The 13,838-nt window shown below is 63.1% G+C and carries 12 protein-coding genes; 4 read left to right on the forward strand and 8 right to left on the reverse strand.

All coding sequences use genetic code 11. The features are described 5' to 3' along the window. Window positions 1-3: 3 nt before the first annotated feature. The 4 genes from SO140_RS23330 to SO140_RS23345 all read right to left on the reverse strand — a co-directional run bounded on the left by SO140_RS23330 (window position 4) and on the right by SO140_RS23345 (window position 5,610). Window positions 4-2,043: a molybdopterin-containing oxidoreductase family protein gene (locus tag SO140_RS23330; protein ID WP_449382280.1), complete on the reverse strand. Its 2,040-nt coding sequence runs from the start codon at window positions 2,041-2,043 to the stop codon at window positions 4-6. Window positions 2,044-2,277: 234 nt separating this feature from the next. Then, complete coding sequence (locus SO140_RS23335; RefSeq protein WP_449382281.1) at window positions 2,278-3,672, reverse strand: carbohydrate porin; 1,395 nt, start codon at window positions 3,670-3,672, stop codon at window positions 2,278-2,280. A gap of 35 nt (window positions 3,673-3,707) precedes the next feature. Then, window positions 3,708-4,724: a transporter gene (locus SO140_RS23340; protein WP_449382282.1), complete on the reverse strand. Its 1,017-nt coding sequence runs from the start codon at window positions 4,722-4,724 to the stop codon at window positions 3,708-3,710. A gap of 109 nt (window positions 4,725-4,833) precedes the next feature. Beyond that, window positions 4,834-5,610 (reverse strand): acetoacetate decarboxylase, encoded by a 777-nt coding sequence (locus tag SO140_RS23345; protein WP_449382283.1) that lies wholly within the window; start codon window positions 5,608-5,610, stop codon window positions 4,834-4,836. Between the two features lie 280 nt (window positions 5,611-5,890). Between SO140_RS23345 and SO140_RS23350 the strand changes: the two genes are divergently transcribed. Next, window positions 5,891-7,066 carry a patatin-like phospholipase family protein gene (locus tag SO140_RS23350; protein ID WP_474797062.1) on the forward strand — a complete coding sequence of 392 codons (1,176 nt, stop codon included), beginning with the start codon at window positions 5,891-5,893 and terminating at the stop codon, window positions 7,064-7,066. A 213-nt stretch (window positions 7,067-7,279) separates the two neighbouring features. Here the strand turns inward: SO140_RS23350 and SO140_RS23355 are convergent, their stop codons facing one another. Together SO140_RS23355 and SO140_RS23360 are read right to left on the reverse strand one after the other, a co-directional pair. Further along, a complete protein-coding gene (locus SO140_RS23355; RefSeq protein ID WP_449382284.1) occupies window positions 7,280-9,235 on the reverse strand; it encodes a M48 family metalloprotease in 1,956 nt (651 codons plus the stop codon). 20 nt (window positions 9,236-9,255) lie between these two features. Then, the gene (locus tag SO140_RS23360) at window positions 9,256-9,792 is read right to left on the reverse strand and encodes a LemA family protein (protein WP_449382285.1); all 537 of its coding nucleotides are present in this window, start codon (window positions 9,790-9,792) and stop codon (window positions 9,256-9,258) included. 193 nt (window positions 9,793-9,985) lie between these two features. Here SO140_RS23360 and SO140_RS23365 point away from each other — a divergent pair, with 193 nt between their 5' ends. Together SO140_RS23365 and SO140_RS23370 are read left to right on the forward strand one after the other, a co-directional pair. Further along, window positions 9,986-10,657, forward strand: a complete 672-nt coding sequence (locus tag SO140_RS23365; protein WP_449382286.1) for a PspA/IM30 family protein — start codon at window positions 9,986-9,988, stop codon at window positions 10,655-10,657. Next, window positions 10,657-10,941: a hypothetical protein gene (locus SO140_RS23370; protein ID WP_449382287.1), complete on the forward strand. Its 285-nt coding sequence runs from the start codon at window positions 10,657-10,659 to the stop codon at window positions 10,939-10,941. Before SO140_RS23365 ends, SO140_RS23370 begins: the two co-directional genes overlap by 1 nt. A 51-nt stretch (window positions 10,942-10,992) precedes the next feature. On the opposite strand, the gene SO140_RS23375 is transcribed toward SO140_RS23370, so the two are convergent. Together SO140_RS23375 and SO140_RS23380 are read right to left on the reverse strand one after the other, a co-directional pair. Then, entirely contained in the window at window positions 10,993-12,552 is a 1,560-nt protein-coding gene (locus tag SO140_RS23375) for an acyl-CoA carboxylase subunit beta (RefSeq protein ID WP_449382288.1), read from the reverse strand. Further along, window positions 12,482-13,456, reverse strand: coding sequence for an IclR family transcriptional regulator (locus SO140_RS23380; RefSeq protein WP_449382289.1), 975 nt, complete (start codon window positions 13,454-13,456; stop codon window positions 12,482-12,484). Before SO140_RS23380 ends, SO140_RS23375 begins: the two co-directional genes overlap by 71 nt. Before the next feature lie 90 nt (window positions 13,457-13,546). Between SO140_RS23380 and SO140_RS23385 the strand changes: the two genes are divergently transcribed. Beyond that, complete coding sequence (locus SO140_RS23385; protein WP_449382297.1) at window positions 13,547-13,774, forward strand: acyl-CoA carboxylase biotin carboxyl carrier protein subunit; 228 nt, start codon at window positions 13,547-13,549, stop codon at window positions 13,772-13,774. Window positions 13,775-13,838 lie beyond the last annotated feature (64 nt).

Raw genomic sequence — 13,838 nt, forward strand, 5'->3', positions numbered from 1 at the left:
GACCTAGGATCCAACAGCCCGATTTGGCGCTACCTCCACTCTGGCGCTGTAATCCGCCTGCCCAACGGAAAATGGAAAAAGACTGAGGGCGTCTCCGGCGAGAACCGCTTCTCCGGATGTCAGATGATTCAGGCCCACCCATCCATCGCGCATCCAGACCACACCCGGCTGTACGTCGCTGGTGATGCAGGCCTTTGCCGCAAACTCACCCCGGTCGTTGAAGATCCTGATCGCATCGCCGTTGGCGAGCTGGCGCGCCTCTGCATCCGCCGGAGATATCCACAGCTGCGGAGCGACGTTGTGCTTTGCCAGGGACGAAAGCGCTTTGCCCTCGTCGTAGAACGAATGGAAATGTGTAAGCGTTCTTCCGAAGCTCAACGCCAGCGGATAGCGTGAACTTTGGCTAACCTCGTGCACCGGAAGTGCCGGCAGTCCGAGCATTGCTGCTTGTGATGAGTAGAGTTCGATCTTGCCGGACGGCGAATCAAACTTTCGCTCAGCATAGGCGATTGCGGGTACTTGCAGAGGCACAATGCCACCCGCAGCGCGCAGGGAAGCGACCGTCGCGTGGCCGGTCGTCGGATCATTCAGGAGCAGATCGATCACCTCTTCTATCGACGCCCACGGAAAGAAGTCGACGACCCCCAGAGACGTCGCCAGAGATCTCAGGATTTCGTGGATCGGACGGGCCTCTCCCTCGCGATCAAGCGCACGCTCCATCAAATAGAGATGCGTGTTCGTCACCTTGAATCCCAATTCCTCAAGCCAGGCGGTTCCCGGCAACACGACATCCGCGTAGCGCCGCGCGGTCTCGTTCATGAACAGATCGACGCAGACGATCATCTCTGTGTTGTCGAGGCCGCGTGAGATTTCTCCGGCATCGGCGAAAGATGACAGCATGTTCGTGCCCAGGAGCAGCAGAACCTTGAGCTGCCCATTGGACAAGGCCTTTGCAATGTCGGGCATCTGGTTGGGAATGTAGTTGCCCGGCGGGCGCGTCAGACCCGCGCTCAGATGGCGCAGGCTCGCGCTCTGGGCGCCGTGACGTGGCCCAAGACCGCCGCCCGGGACCCCAAATTGGCCGGTCAAAGCCGGCAGGCAGCTGATCGCACGCGCTGCGTGCCAACCGTTGGTACTCTTGTGCATGGAACTGCCGCCGAGCAGGATCATGGCGGGACGCGTGGAAGCGTATGCTCTGGCGAACGCAACTATTTGGCCTTCCTCAAGACCCGTTTCTCCTGCTGCCCATGCGGGGGTGAAGGGCAGCACGTGTGACGAGAGCTCCTCAAATCCAACGGTGTGGGCTCCGACAAACGCGGGGTCATGGAGCTTTTCCGTCACGATGACGTGCATGACGGCCAGTGCGAGGGCGGCGTCCGACCCGGGTCGGATCAGGAGAACCTCATCCGATTGCGCCGCGGCTTCCGTTCTTCTCACATCGATGGTGACAACTTTGGCACCGCGACGCCGCGCCGCGACGATATGGCGGGCCGTATTGGGCTGGCTCGAAATGTTTGAGCCCCAAAGGACGATCATGTTCGAGTTCTCGGCCATGTCCTCCTTGGTATTGACCTTGAGTGCGCCGGACAGGCCAACGCCAAACCCGCCAAGGCCCCAGCAGATCATTGCGGGATGCCAATTCTGACATCCGTACATATTCGCGAACCGCTGCATCAACTGGACTGTTATGGCGCCGCCCGCAGTGAAGCCGCCATGGCCTGCCCACAGGCCGACCGCCTCGGGTCCGACTGACCGCATCCGCTTCGCCATGAAATCCAGCGCCTCGTCCCAACTGACGCGGCGCCAAGTGTCTGTACCGCGGTCATCGCGAATCTGCGGATAAAGAAGACGTTTCGAATTGCCGAATATCTCACTCGTGGCGCGGCCGCGCACGCAGAGAAACCCGGAACTGTCGGGATTATCCTTGTCTCCGCTCAGCGTCTTGAGCCGGCCGCTCTCGACCTCGACCAGCATTCCGCAGAAAGTCGGATGACAATTCATCGGACACATGGTGCGGACAGTCTTCGAATCGACAGCCGACATCACCGGATCCTCCTGGTCCTGCTCTAAAGCGCGATGAGGTAGGCATGAATCGTCATCGCGCTTTAGGTTATTGTTTGAGCATGATCTTTTCGGAAAACCGCTTCACATCATGCTGTAGACTCATCCTATCAGAAGCGGCATGGGCCGGCAGCCCCCAAGCCGGCTTCCCGCGGCAGCCGAAGCCATAGCCGGCCACCCGCGTGAGAGCATGCAGGAACGTCGGCGCTGCCAGGCCTAGTACTTGATCGTCGTGGTCAGCCCGAACACCGCGGCATCGCCGATACGCGAGAGACCGCTCGGATCGTTCGGATTCGGGATGCCACCGGACGGCCGCCACACGTATTGGAAATAGGGCGCGAGCAGCCAGCCCGGCTTGATGTGCGCCTCGTAGATCACCTCGAGCAGGGTCTCATTGCTGCGAACGGGGCTCTGGATGCCGTTGAAAAACTGGGTGTCGACATCGAGGCTACGGGCAGAGCCCGAAATCCGCATATAGGCCATCCCGATTCCGAACCGGTCGAGGGGACGGCCGGGGGTAAAGCCGACGAAGCCGACGCCGCCGTCGAGATAGAGGTCGATCAGGTTGCGGTCCGGCGGGCTGTAGGCGATCCGGCCGAACGCGGTGACACCCGGCAGCGACGCCGAAACCGTCTTCTCGGTCACGCCTGGCGGCCGCCAGAGCGCCTGCTCTACGACCGCGTAGATTCCATAATTGCCGCGCAGCTTTGCCGGAATGCCGCTTCCGGTAGGATCGGCGATAGAAAGGCCCTCGGCTGTTAAGCGCTGACTGTCGAAATCGCCGAAATGATACCAGCCTCCGGGCGTGAAATTGCCGGCGAGCGAGTTTCCACCGACATCGAGACGATAGTCGAAGTGAACCTGCCCGATGACCCATGACGGATCATTGACGCGAAACGCCAGGCCGTGATTGTCACGCAACTGCGGATCGCCGTCGCCGGGCCGCGCCGGATTGCCATTGAACACGGCACCGAAGACGGTGACGTTGTCCGAAACCGCGGCCTTGACGCGAATCCCGGGCACCGCGATCGGCGGCGCCGGCCCGCCGGCCGGCAGGTTGGTGGCCTTGATAGCCGGCCAGCCGAAGGTGCCGTTGATGAAGAGGTCGTCGGTCTCGCTGTCAAAGAATTCGACGTCCGCGGCCTGCTGGCCGGCCCTGATGTTCAACCTGCCATCGAAAAGGCTCTGCTCGAAATAGGCGTTGTAAAGCCTGGTGTCGGGCAGCGCCTCGATCTCGCTGATGGTGGCGAGATTGTAGATGTAGTTGCGCGTCAGCCCGCGCCCGTAGATCTCGAAGGCGTTGGCGTAGAAGCGGCCACCCGTCCAGCCGACGAGCTTGTCGAGGTCGGCGTCAACAGAGAAATCGAAGCGACCGAAATGGATGGCGCCCCGCGCGACGCCTCCGGACACATTGCCGATGTTGTCGCCGATATAAGTGAGGCCGAAATTCAGGCCCTTGTTGGCGAGCCCATCGTGCCAGTCGTTGAACCATTTTGGCGTCAACCATTCGGCCACGGTCTCATCCTTGGCACCGGCGAGCGCGCCCGTGCTTGCCAGCGCGCTGGCAAGACACGCCACCACGATTGCGACCCGACTTCGCAGCGGAGGCATGACTCTGCACATATGGCTGATACCGGCTGGGCGCCCTATTTGAAAATGCCCATGCGCCGCATGAAGACGTAGGCAAGACCGACCGACGCAGCCATCAGGCCCATGGCGTAAAGAAACCCCGTCTCGACGTCGGTGAGCGGCAACCCCTTCGTGTTCATGCCGAACACGCCGGTGATCAGCGTCGGCGGCAGCAGCAGCGTCGTCACGATGGACAGGGTGTGGAGATGGCGGTTGCTCTCCTCCTCGGTCTTGAAGTGCAGCTCTTCCTCGAGGAGACGGCTGCGCTCACGCAGCTCGACGATGTCGTGGTCAAGGCCATCGAGGCGCTGAGCGAGCTTGGCGGCGTGAAGCCGTAGACCCGGCGGGATATTCTCCGGGCTCTTCAGGTCGAGGCGGTGAAACAGGATGCGCAGGCCCGTGAGCTGCCGATGCAGCCGGACGCAGGTGCGACGAAGCCGGCTCAGGCTGCGGCGCATCTCCGGCTTGGCCTCATCGGCGGCGATACGCTCCTCGATGCCGTCGATGTCCTGGCCGATCTTGTCGGCCATGCGGTCCATGGTGTCGGCGACCTCGTCGACGATCTTCTCCAGAAGCGCCGCGACATTCTCGACGCGGTAGCCGCCCTCCAGCACCCGCCGCGCCGCGTCCGCCGAACACAGCGCCTGATGGCGGCCGCTGACAAGAAGCCGCTCCGTCATCGCAAAGCGCAGGAACGCAGTTTCCTCGGTCGGGCTCTCGATGTCGCGCACGAGGTCGGAAAACACGCCGTAGACGCAGTCATCGATGACATGGAGCTGCTGAAACGTGTCCTTGGACAGGAGCAGATCGCGCGCAAGCTGCGGCAGGCTGGACTCGGCGACCCAGGGCCGCGACCGCGCATCAGTCAGATTGAAATGCAGCCAGAGGCGGCCGTCATGCGTGAACTCGATCGGTTTGTCGATCGGCAGAGCCTCCGCGCTGCCGTCGCCGTGGAGGCGAAAGGCCCATACCAATCCCGGAATAGCGGATGCGGCATCCGAGAACGCGCTGACGATCTTTGCCGGCTCAGCCATGGCCAACCCCACGGTCAAACGATGTGATTTCTCCCGGCTGGCCAATGCCGCCCGCCGGGACCCGCGGGTACTCAAATACGTGTGTGTTACAGCTTGATGATGGGCCGCCCTACTCCGCCGCGAGACCCGTCGCGGCCGCGGCTTCCTTGACATAATCATGCACGACGCGGCCGAACGGCAGGGTCAGGTCGGCGATGTAGTGATGCGCGCCGACCACGCGTCGGACCGGGAAGTCCGCAACCGGCGCATTGACGTGGGGCACGAGGTGCAGCCGACCGGGCCCCATCCAGGAGCCCTTCGGAACGATGTCGGTGAGGTTGATCGCGACGAGCTGGCAGACCTCAAGATGGCCATCGACGCCCGGGATCATCTTCAGATTGATTTGCGTCTTCGACAGTGTCGCACGGGTGAGATCGCCGTTGCCGGCCATGCTCTCGTGCTTGTAACCCATCGTGCCCATGGCGACGAGCTGACCGGCATATTCCAGCGTGCCGGTCAGCGTGTCCTTGACGATCTCGAGCTTGGGATGGGCGTACTTCTTGGGAAAGCCCCAGATTTCGCGGCCCGCGGCGATCGGCGGATCGTCGTCGAGATACATCTGCGAGACGAAGTTGACCTCTTCGCCATGCAGGCGCGCCGGGATCACCAGGCCGGACTCGGTGTAGCTGCCGAAGCCGGAGGAATCCGGCATCCTGATCCACTCATAATGCACGATCGGCTGGTCGATCGGCTCCAGCGGCTCAGGCAGGCCACCGCGGATCAGATCCGGATCGGTCTCGTAGGTGATGACGAGAAATTCGCGGTTGATGAAGCTATACGGACCGGCGGGATAGCTGGGTCCGGCGGCCGGCATGGACGGGAGTCTCAGAACGTCTTCCCTGCGCATCGCTGATCTCCTGTGTGACGCTAATGTGATGTCCGCCTGGCAGCTACAAGCCTAACGCGAATTGCTAGCCGTCGTCATTGACTGCGGTGTGATGGATTTCCGTCAGGCGCGTGACCCTCCTGTCATGTCAGGCGCGACTGACCTGCATGCCCACGACGCATCGGCACCGCAACTGTCATCACGCCGTCACTGCCGGGCGCAATTGCTTGTTGTTCAAGCATGATCTTGTCGGAAGACCGCTGCGCACTTTTCCGGATCATGCTTGCCAGGAGACAGCGCCATGGACGCCCGCACGTCGCAACCGACTTATCAGACACATCAGCCTGCCTCGCGGGGCTGGCGGCCCGAGCGCTGCGATCGCGTCGCGCTGGTGCTGCAAGGCGGCGGCGCGCTCGGCGCCTATCAGGCTGGCGTCTATCAGGCGCTGCACGAGGCCGGCATCGAGCCGGACTGGGTCTGTGGCGTCTCGATCGGCGCGATCAACTCCGCCATCATCGCGGGCAACAAGCCGGAGAAGCGGCTCGATCAGCTCCGCATTTTCTGGGAGCGCATCACCAACCGCAAGATCTGGCACTACACACCGGATGGCGACGTCTTCCGCCAGTGGCGCAACCTCACCAGCGCGTGGATGACCTCGGCGATGGGGCAGCCCGGCTTCTTCACTCCGCACCAGGTCAATCCCTGGTTCAGCCCGGTCGGCGCCAGGACGGCGACCAGCTATTACGACACGACGCCTTTGCGCGACAGCCTGCGCGAGCTCGTCGACTTCGACCTGATCAACGAAAAAAGGATCCGCTTCGCGGTCGGCGCCGTGAACGTGCTGTCCGGCAACTTCATCTATTTCGACAATGCCCACGACGAGATCGAGCCCGAGCACATCATGGCCTCCGGCGCGCTGCCGCCGGCGCTGCCCATGGTCAGGATCGGCACCGATCATTTCTGGGACGGCGGCATCGTCTCCAACACGCCGCTCCAGCACCTGCTCGACCAGGAAGACGATCTCAACTCGCTGGTGTTCCAGGTCGACCTGTTCAGCGCGCGCGGCGTGCTGCCGCGCTCGATCCAGGACGTGATGGCCCGCCACAAGGACATCATGTATTCCTCGCGCACGCGCCACAACACCGACGTCTATCGCCGGACGCACAATCTGAAGGCCATGCTCTACAAGGCGCTGGCGAAGCTTCCCGACGAGCAATTGTCCGAGGATGAGCGCAAGCTCAAGGCGAACCTGCGTAACATGCCCGAGATCGCGATCCTGCATTTGATCTATCAGCAGAAGGCCTATGAGGGCGACGCCAAGGACCACGAATTCTCAGGTACCTCGATGCGCGAGCACTGGACGAGCGGCTACGAGGACACCAAGCGCACGCTGAAGCGCCGCGACTGGATCAAGATGCCCGAGGAAGGCATGGGTCTCGTCGTCCACGACGTGCACCGGGAGACGGAGAGCGCGTAAGGCCTGAAACTGCCTTCGCGCGTGCAGGAGCGCGCCCCCTTCGGGGACGCTCCGACCAAAAGTGTGAAAACAACCCCATGCACAGTAGCCGACGGCCGGCGGGGACGACTTTCGTATTTTACGAAATCAAGTGACACGTCGGGCAAATCAGGGGTATTATGGCATCATAGGGCATTGCGCATGACGCTCTTGCCCTAGGGCCCCACTTCCACATCAAGCGTCCTTGCCTGGGCGTCCGCGACGGGCGGTGCACGACACGAAGTCCAGCGGGTCGCTGGCGAGCACCTCGATTTCCGCCCGCTCCAAAGGCGTCAGCGCGGATCCGAAGCCGGGATCGGCCAGGCGCTGGCGCAAGACGGCGATGGCGGCCTGGTGGTCCGAGTTGGCATACGCCGTTGTTGCAACCATCAGACCAGGTTCGCCGAAGAAGCGATGAATGACCTCGCCCATACTTTTTCGATTCTTGAAATATTGCAGGATCATGGCATCCCGGCCGGCAGGAGACGACGCTCCGTTCACGAGTCGGGCGGTCGAGACGCTCACATCCAGATAGCGCGGCAGCGAGATCGTTTCGCCGGCCTTTGGCACCTCCGTGACGTAATGGAGGCCACGATCGCCAACCGTATAGCTGTCGGTCTGAAAGCACCGTGCCCGCCGGACTTCGGCGATCTGCTCATCCGCGGTCGGAACATTGCTGAACGTGCCGTTCGGCCGTCTCTTGACCCCGCTCTCCTGGGGGCCAAAGGGGATATCCGGCTGCAATTTCTTCATCAGCGTTACGAGAATGCCGGCATCGGAACTGCGGGCCGCGAGCATGTTCTCGATCGCTTCCTGGTCGCATCCAGCCGGCGGCGCACTCCTGAGCCCCAAGGCCCCGCCGATTCCCTGTCTCTGGCAACGCGCCCCCTCGCCTACCGCCGCGAAAAAGGTTCGCAGCGACCCGGGGTCGAGGGCCCGCACGAGCGCGGAGGGCCTGGTGAGGTCGGCGCTGTGGGCCCACAGAAACAGGCAGATCGCGGCGACTGCGCCAACCGTCATCTCGCGCGTCAGCCCGAGCCGATTGAAATTGGCATCGAATGATGCCGGCGAGGTCGCGAGACTGGCCTCGCGCAGTGAACCGCGCAGACCCGTGACGTCGAAAGCGGATGCCGACCTGCGACCGAAGCTGGCCGCGGCACGAATTTCCTGCGGCCTTGTGTCGCGCCGCGCAGGCGCGATCAGGGCCATCGAACCTGTGACGGAGACGATCGCCGCGATCCGCTCGGCGATCGTGGGATGCGTGGCGAAAGCTCCCTTGTGCGCGCCATCGATCATCATGGCGTCCTGGCCGGCCGCGAGGCCCGGTATTGCACTGCGCCCCTCGATGCGTTGCAGCGCCGAGACGAGCGCGGCAGGATTCTGGGTCAGCCGGACGGCTTCTGCATCGGCGATGAATTCGCGTGCCGACGCTATCAGCAGCCGCACGAGGTGACTTCCGTCATGCGCCAGACGGTGCAGGAACCAGAAGATGAGAATGAGCACAACCATTATCGGAAATACCAGAGCCAAAACCGGCAGTGCGAGAGCCTGCGAGATCCGGTTGGCCTGCATCCAATTGCTGCGAGGCTGCAACAGGCTCAGCGTATCGAGGCAGACGTTCGTAGCCGCGATCAGCCGGATGTCTCCGTTGACCACGTGCATGATTTCATGCGCAGCGACCGCCGCGAGCTCATCGTCGTCAAGTGCGTCGATCAGGCCCTTGGTGAAGACCAGCACGGCATCCTTCTGCCGGATGCCGCAGGCAAACGCGTTCAGCGCCGGACTGTCGATGACGGCGACATAGGGGGTCGGCAGGCCGGCCGCGATCGTCAGCGGTTCGACGATACGGCAGAGCCGCGGCTCGTCCTGATCGTCCACGAAGCGAAATTCCGTTCTTCGCCTGATGGTGCGGACGTGCCATGCCATCTGCACCGCAAACAGCAAGGCGCCGACGATCGTGACGACCGGCACCCAGCGGATGAAATAGCCGGTCCATCCATAGAGCGGCGCATGCTCCGGATCGTGCATGGCCAACGGCAACAGCAGCGCCAGCATGGCAAGCAGGTGAAACGCCAGCACAAAGCCCGCGAAGAGCAACAGCGAGCGCGCGTCATTGCGACTGACGTGGCCGTAGAGCCCGTTCACCGGCATGGCGAATCCCCGTATTTCGATCAGAATTTGACCGCGAGAGGTTCGTCGATCAGAACGCGTTCGATACCGAGATCGTAGGGCGTGCGCGCGTCCATCTTGAACAGACGGCCGATATAGCTGCCGGGAAACTGGCGCAGCGTGGTGGCGTATTCTTCGACGGCGAGGTTGTAGAAGCGGCGCGAGGCGGTGATGCGGTTTTCGGCGTCGACGAACTCGCGCCGCAGCTCGGCGAAGTGGGTGGACGCCTTGAGCTCTGGAAAGTGCTCGGCCATGCCGATCAGGGCGTTGATGTTTTGCGTCAGATTGTTCTCGGCGCTGAGCCGCACGTCCGGGCCGGCTGCAGAGAGCGCTTCGGCGCGGGCCTTCGTAACGCCGAGCAGAATGTCGCTTTCATGTTTGACGAAACCGCGCACCGTCTCGACCAATGGCGGGATCAGATTGTGGCGATGCTTGAGATGAACGTCGATGTCGCCGAACGCAGTTTCGCAGCGCTGATCGAGCGCGACCAGACGATTATGCGTCGCATAGGCGACGTAGGCAGGTATCGCAATCGTCATCAATAATGTCGCCAGGCAAATAAAAATGACCGTCAATAGCATGACCCGCTCTCCCTTGGGGTGCATCCCAAGGTAGCGTCAGGCGGTTGCGGAAACGTTGCAAAGAACAGCTAAAATTTGCTGAAAAGCATAAGGCCACCTTAAATGGATCGGGTGTCTACTCGACGCGGATTTTCACACAGGGGTTTTGTCCATGGCTGAATCGATTTTCGCGCGTGTGTCCCGTCTGCTCTCGGCGACCGTCGAGGACACTGTCGACCGTATGGAGCAGGCCGGCAGCGATGCCGTGATGCGCGAGGCGATCCGCGAGGCGGATCGTGCGATCGATCAGGTGAAAGCGGAGCTCGAATCCACGATGGCGCGCCGGCTGCAGGCCGCCCGTCAGCAGAAGATGCTCGGCGAGCGTGTCGAGGAGCTCACCGCCAAGGCCCAGTTCGCCGTGAACCAGCAGAGGGATGATCTGGCCGAAGCCGCGTTGTCCCGCCAGATCGATTTCGAAGCACAGGCCAAGAAGCTGGACGCCGTGCAGGAACAGGCGCGTGAGCTGGAGAAGCGTCTGGAAGACAGTCTCGCCGCGCTGCACGCCCGCAAGCGTCAGATGGAGGACACCCTGCAGGCCTTCCTGATTTCGCGGCAGCAGGCTGCGCTTGGCGGCGATGGCCCGGCTCAGCCCAACCGCTCCGCAGAGAAGAAGCTCGATGCGGCCGAACAGGCCTTTGATCGCGCCATGGTCGGGGCCGGCGGCGTAGGTTTCACTCGCACCGACGCCAGCACGATCAACCGCGTCGCCGAGATTGATGGCATGCAGAAGAGCGCGACGGTGGCCGAGCGGCTGGCCGCGCTGAAAGCCGGTCAGGCCGCCTGATGATCCGCAAACCGCCAGCATCATGGGATCGGATCGACGAAGGCGCAGCCGTCAGAACGATCCGCACAGCTTCCGCCGTCGCGACCACGGGCGTCGGCGTCGCGCGTCGCAGCGGACAGGCCGTCATTGGCCTGATCTGTTTCTTCTTTGCAATCATGTGGGGCTTTGCCGCGATTGGCTCCGGCCTCGGGGGCAGTTTTCCAAGCCTGATCGGCATTGGAGCGATGGCTGCCTTCATGTTCTGGCGGGGCCGTCGCGCTTTCGCGAAAGCGCGGGGCGAGTAAAGTTCAATCGCCGTCAGAACGAAGTTTTCCGTGGCGCAACAGCCTTTTGCGTCACGGCCTGATCGTCATGTTCGCCGGCGGGCCCGGCGTCCTCAGCGGCTCCGCCAGCCGCGCGAACTCGCACAGCAGGGACCGCGTCTTGCGGGGGTCGATGATCTCCTCGACCCAGAACTTTTCGGCGGAGCGGAACGGCGAGCGCAGCTTGTTGAGGCGGTCCTCGATCTCCTTCAGCTTCGCCACTTTGTCCTCGGCCGCGTCGATGTCGGCGCGATAGGCCGCCTCGATGCCGCCTTCGAGCGGCAGCGAGCCCCAATAGGCCGACGGCCATGCATAGCGGATCGAGAAGCGATCGGCCGGCTGATGCACGACGCCGGCTACGCCAAAGGCGTTGCGCAGGATCACCGTGCACCAGGGAACCGTGGTCTGATTGACCGCGGCCATGGCGCGCACGCCGTGGCGGATCGTGGCCGCTTTCTCGGCGTCCAGCCCGATCATGAAGCCCGGGCAATCCATGAGATAGACGATCGGCAGATGGAAGGTTTCCGCAAAATCGACCCAGCGCACCACCTTCTGGCAGGCATCCGCGGTCCACGAGCCGCCATAGTGGAAGGGATCGCTGGCGAGCAGCATCACCGCCCTGCCCTCGAGCCGCGCGAGGCCAACGATGACCGGCTTGCCGAAATTGCTGGCGACCTCGAAGAACGAGCCCTTGTCGACGACGGACTCGATGATGGGACGCATCTTGTAGACCTGCCGCCGACTCCGCGGCACGGCCTTCGTCAAGCCTTCGTCAGTACGTTCCGGGTCATCATGGCAAGGCAGCGTCGGCGGCAATTCGTAGACCGACGCCGGCAGATAGGACAGGAAGCGCCGCGCGCAGGCGAACGCCTCAGCCGCAGTCTCGACGGCATGATCGACCGCGCCAGCGCGGGTCTGGATTTCGGCGCCGCCGAGATCCTGCTTGGACAAATCCTGCCCGAGCCGCTTCACCACCGGCGGGCCCGCGACGAACATCGCGGACGCTTTGGTCATGATGGAGTAGTGGCTGGCGGCAAGCCGCGCGGCGCCGAGGCCTGCGACCGAACCGAGCCCCAGCGCCACGACCGGCACGCGCGCAAGGTTCTCCGTCGTGAAGCGGTACCAGCGCGTGCCGCCGATACCGCCCGGCAGGTTTGCCGCGCCCTTGGTCTCGATCGTCTTGACCGAGCCGCCGCCGCCGGAGCCTTCGATGATGCGGATGATGGGCAGACGGAAGTCGTGCGCCATCTCCTCCGCCATCAGTGGCTTGGCGGAGATCGACGCATCCGCCGAGCCGCCGCGCACGGTGAAATCGTCGCCGACCACCACAACGGTGCGGCCGTCGACCCTGGCGCGGCCGAACACGCAGTTGGCCGGCGTCACATGCTTGAGCTCGCCATGCGCATCGTATTCACCGATGCCGGAGACGGCACCGATTTCGTGAAAGCTGCCTTTGTCGATCAGCCCGTCGATACGCTCCCGAACAGTCAGCCGGCCCTGGTCATGCTGTCGCTTGACCTTGTCAACGCCGCCCATCTCCCGCGCGAAGGCTTCGCGCCGGGCGAGCTCGTCGAGTTCCGGCTTCCAGTTCATTCAGTCCCTCCGGCGCGATCGGCTTGTTATTGTTTCGCACGGCCATCGCGATCGGCTTGCGCTCGAGACGGTTGTTGAGGAAGTCGCCCTCGGCGCCTTCGAGCAGGTCGCCGACCGCCTTGCCGAGCTTGACCATCAGCGGCGCGACCTCGCTGTGCAGCCGCTCCTCGTCATACATCGCCGCCAGGAGGCCGATCGTGACCACCACGACGGTCTGATATTGCGGCGACCACATCGGTACCGCGACGCCATTGATGTGCGGGCTCCACAGGCCGCAGGTCACGACATAACCGTGCTCGCGCAGGAACTGGCGATTGGCCTCGATGCGCGGTTTCAGCAGCCGGGCCGCCTCCGGCGCCTCCCGCTCCATTTCCGCAACCAGGGCATCGCCGATCTCCGGCTGCAGCGCCGCCGTATAAGCGGCGCCCGCGGCGGTCGAGGCCATCGCGATCCGGCTGCCGGTTCCTTCGTGCAAACCGAGCGCGCTCGCCGAGCGGGCAAACTCGAGATAGACCAGATGGAACCGATCGGGGATGACGAAGCCCACCGTTCCCGGCAATTGCTCGGCGACATCCTCTAGCCGCAGGCGAATGAGGTTGCGCAGCTGCGCGCCCTTCATCATCGAGGCGCCCATCGCGACCGCGCTCGGCCCAATCCGGTATTTCTGATCGCGCGGCAGGTACACGAGCTGCCCCATGCGCGTCAGCGTGTGCGTGAGCCGCGACACCGTCGAGCGCGGCAGGCCGCAGCGGTTGGAGATTTCGAGATTGCCGAGCCGCGCCTCGTGGCCCTCGAAGCATCGCAACACATCGAATGCGCGCGATACCACCTGGATGACATCACTTTCGCCAGCTTCGCCAGCGAGCACGCCTTGCCTACTCAACCGCTCAGAACGTCGTCCCATGTTCCCTACCACTGTGTTTCGCTCTGCGGAATTAAATTCCGCTTGAAGGACACGCTACCTCAGGCATCTTGCGACGACAACAAAAAGGCGATTGGCATGCCAGAAATTAAGATCGTCACGGAAGTCGCAGGACGCATCTGCGCGATTCCCGTCGAAGTTGGGAAAAGCGTCGCGGATGGCGACGACGTTGCATTCGTCGAAGCCATGAAGATGGAGATCCCGGTGCCCTCACCTTCGGCAGGCACGATCACATCGCTCCTCGTCAAGCTTGACGACGTCGTCGCCGAAGGCCAGGCGATCGCGATCATCGCGAGCTGAGGCCACGATCAGCATCGCGATCGCGGCAATCTGCTCGAACTGAAGGACGAAATCTTTCGTCGAG

The sequence above is a fragment of the Bradyrhizobium sp. UFLA05-108 genome (assembly GCF_059803455.1).

Excerpts from the sequence above, each read along its gene's own strand:
- SO140_RS23330 (WP_449382280.1), bottom strand. The coding sequence starts at position 2,043 with ATGTCGGCTGTCGATTCGAAGACTGTCCGCACCATGTGTCCGATGAAT.
- SO140_RS23335 (WP_449382281.1), bottom strand. The coding sequence starts at position 3,672 with ATGCCTCCGCTGCGAAGTCGGGTCGCAATCGTGGTGGCGTGTCTTGCC.
- SO140_RS23340 (WP_449382282.1), bottom strand. The coding sequence starts at position 4,724 with ATGGCTGAGCCGGCAAAGATCGTCAGCGCGTTCTCGGATGCCGCATCC.
- SO140_RS23345 (WP_449382283.1), bottom strand. The coding sequence starts at position 5,610 with ATGCGCAGGGAAGACGTTCTGAGACTCCCGTCCATGCCGGCCGCCGGA.
- SO140_RS23350 (WP_474797062.1), top strand. The coding sequence starts at position 5,891 with ATGGACGCCCGCACGTCGCAACCGACTTATCAGACACATCAGCCTGCC.
- SO140_RS23355 (WP_449382284.1), bottom strand. The coding sequence starts at position 9,235 with ATGCCGGTGAACGGGCTCTACGGCCACGTCAGTCGCAATGACGCGCGC.
- SO140_RS23360 (WP_449382285.1), bottom strand. The coding sequence starts at position 9,792 with ATGACGATTGCGATACCTGCCTACGTCGCCTATGCGACGCATAATCGT.
- SO140_RS23365 (WP_449382286.1), top strand. The coding sequence starts at position 9,986 with ATGGCTGAATCGATTTTCGCGCGTGTGTCCCGTCTGCTCTCGGCGACC.
- SO140_RS23370 (WP_449382287.1), top strand. The coding sequence starts at position 10,657 with ATGATCCGCAAACCGCCAGCATCATGGGATCGGATCGACGAAGGCGCA.
- SO140_RS23375 (WP_449382288.1), bottom strand. The coding sequence starts at position 12,552 with ATGAACTGGAAGCCGGAACTCGACGAGCTCGCCCGGCGCGAAGCCTTC.
- SO140_RS23380 (WP_449382289.1), bottom strand. The coding sequence starts at position 13,456 with ATGGGACGACGTTCTGAGCGGTTGAGTAGGCAAGGCGTGCTCGCTGGC.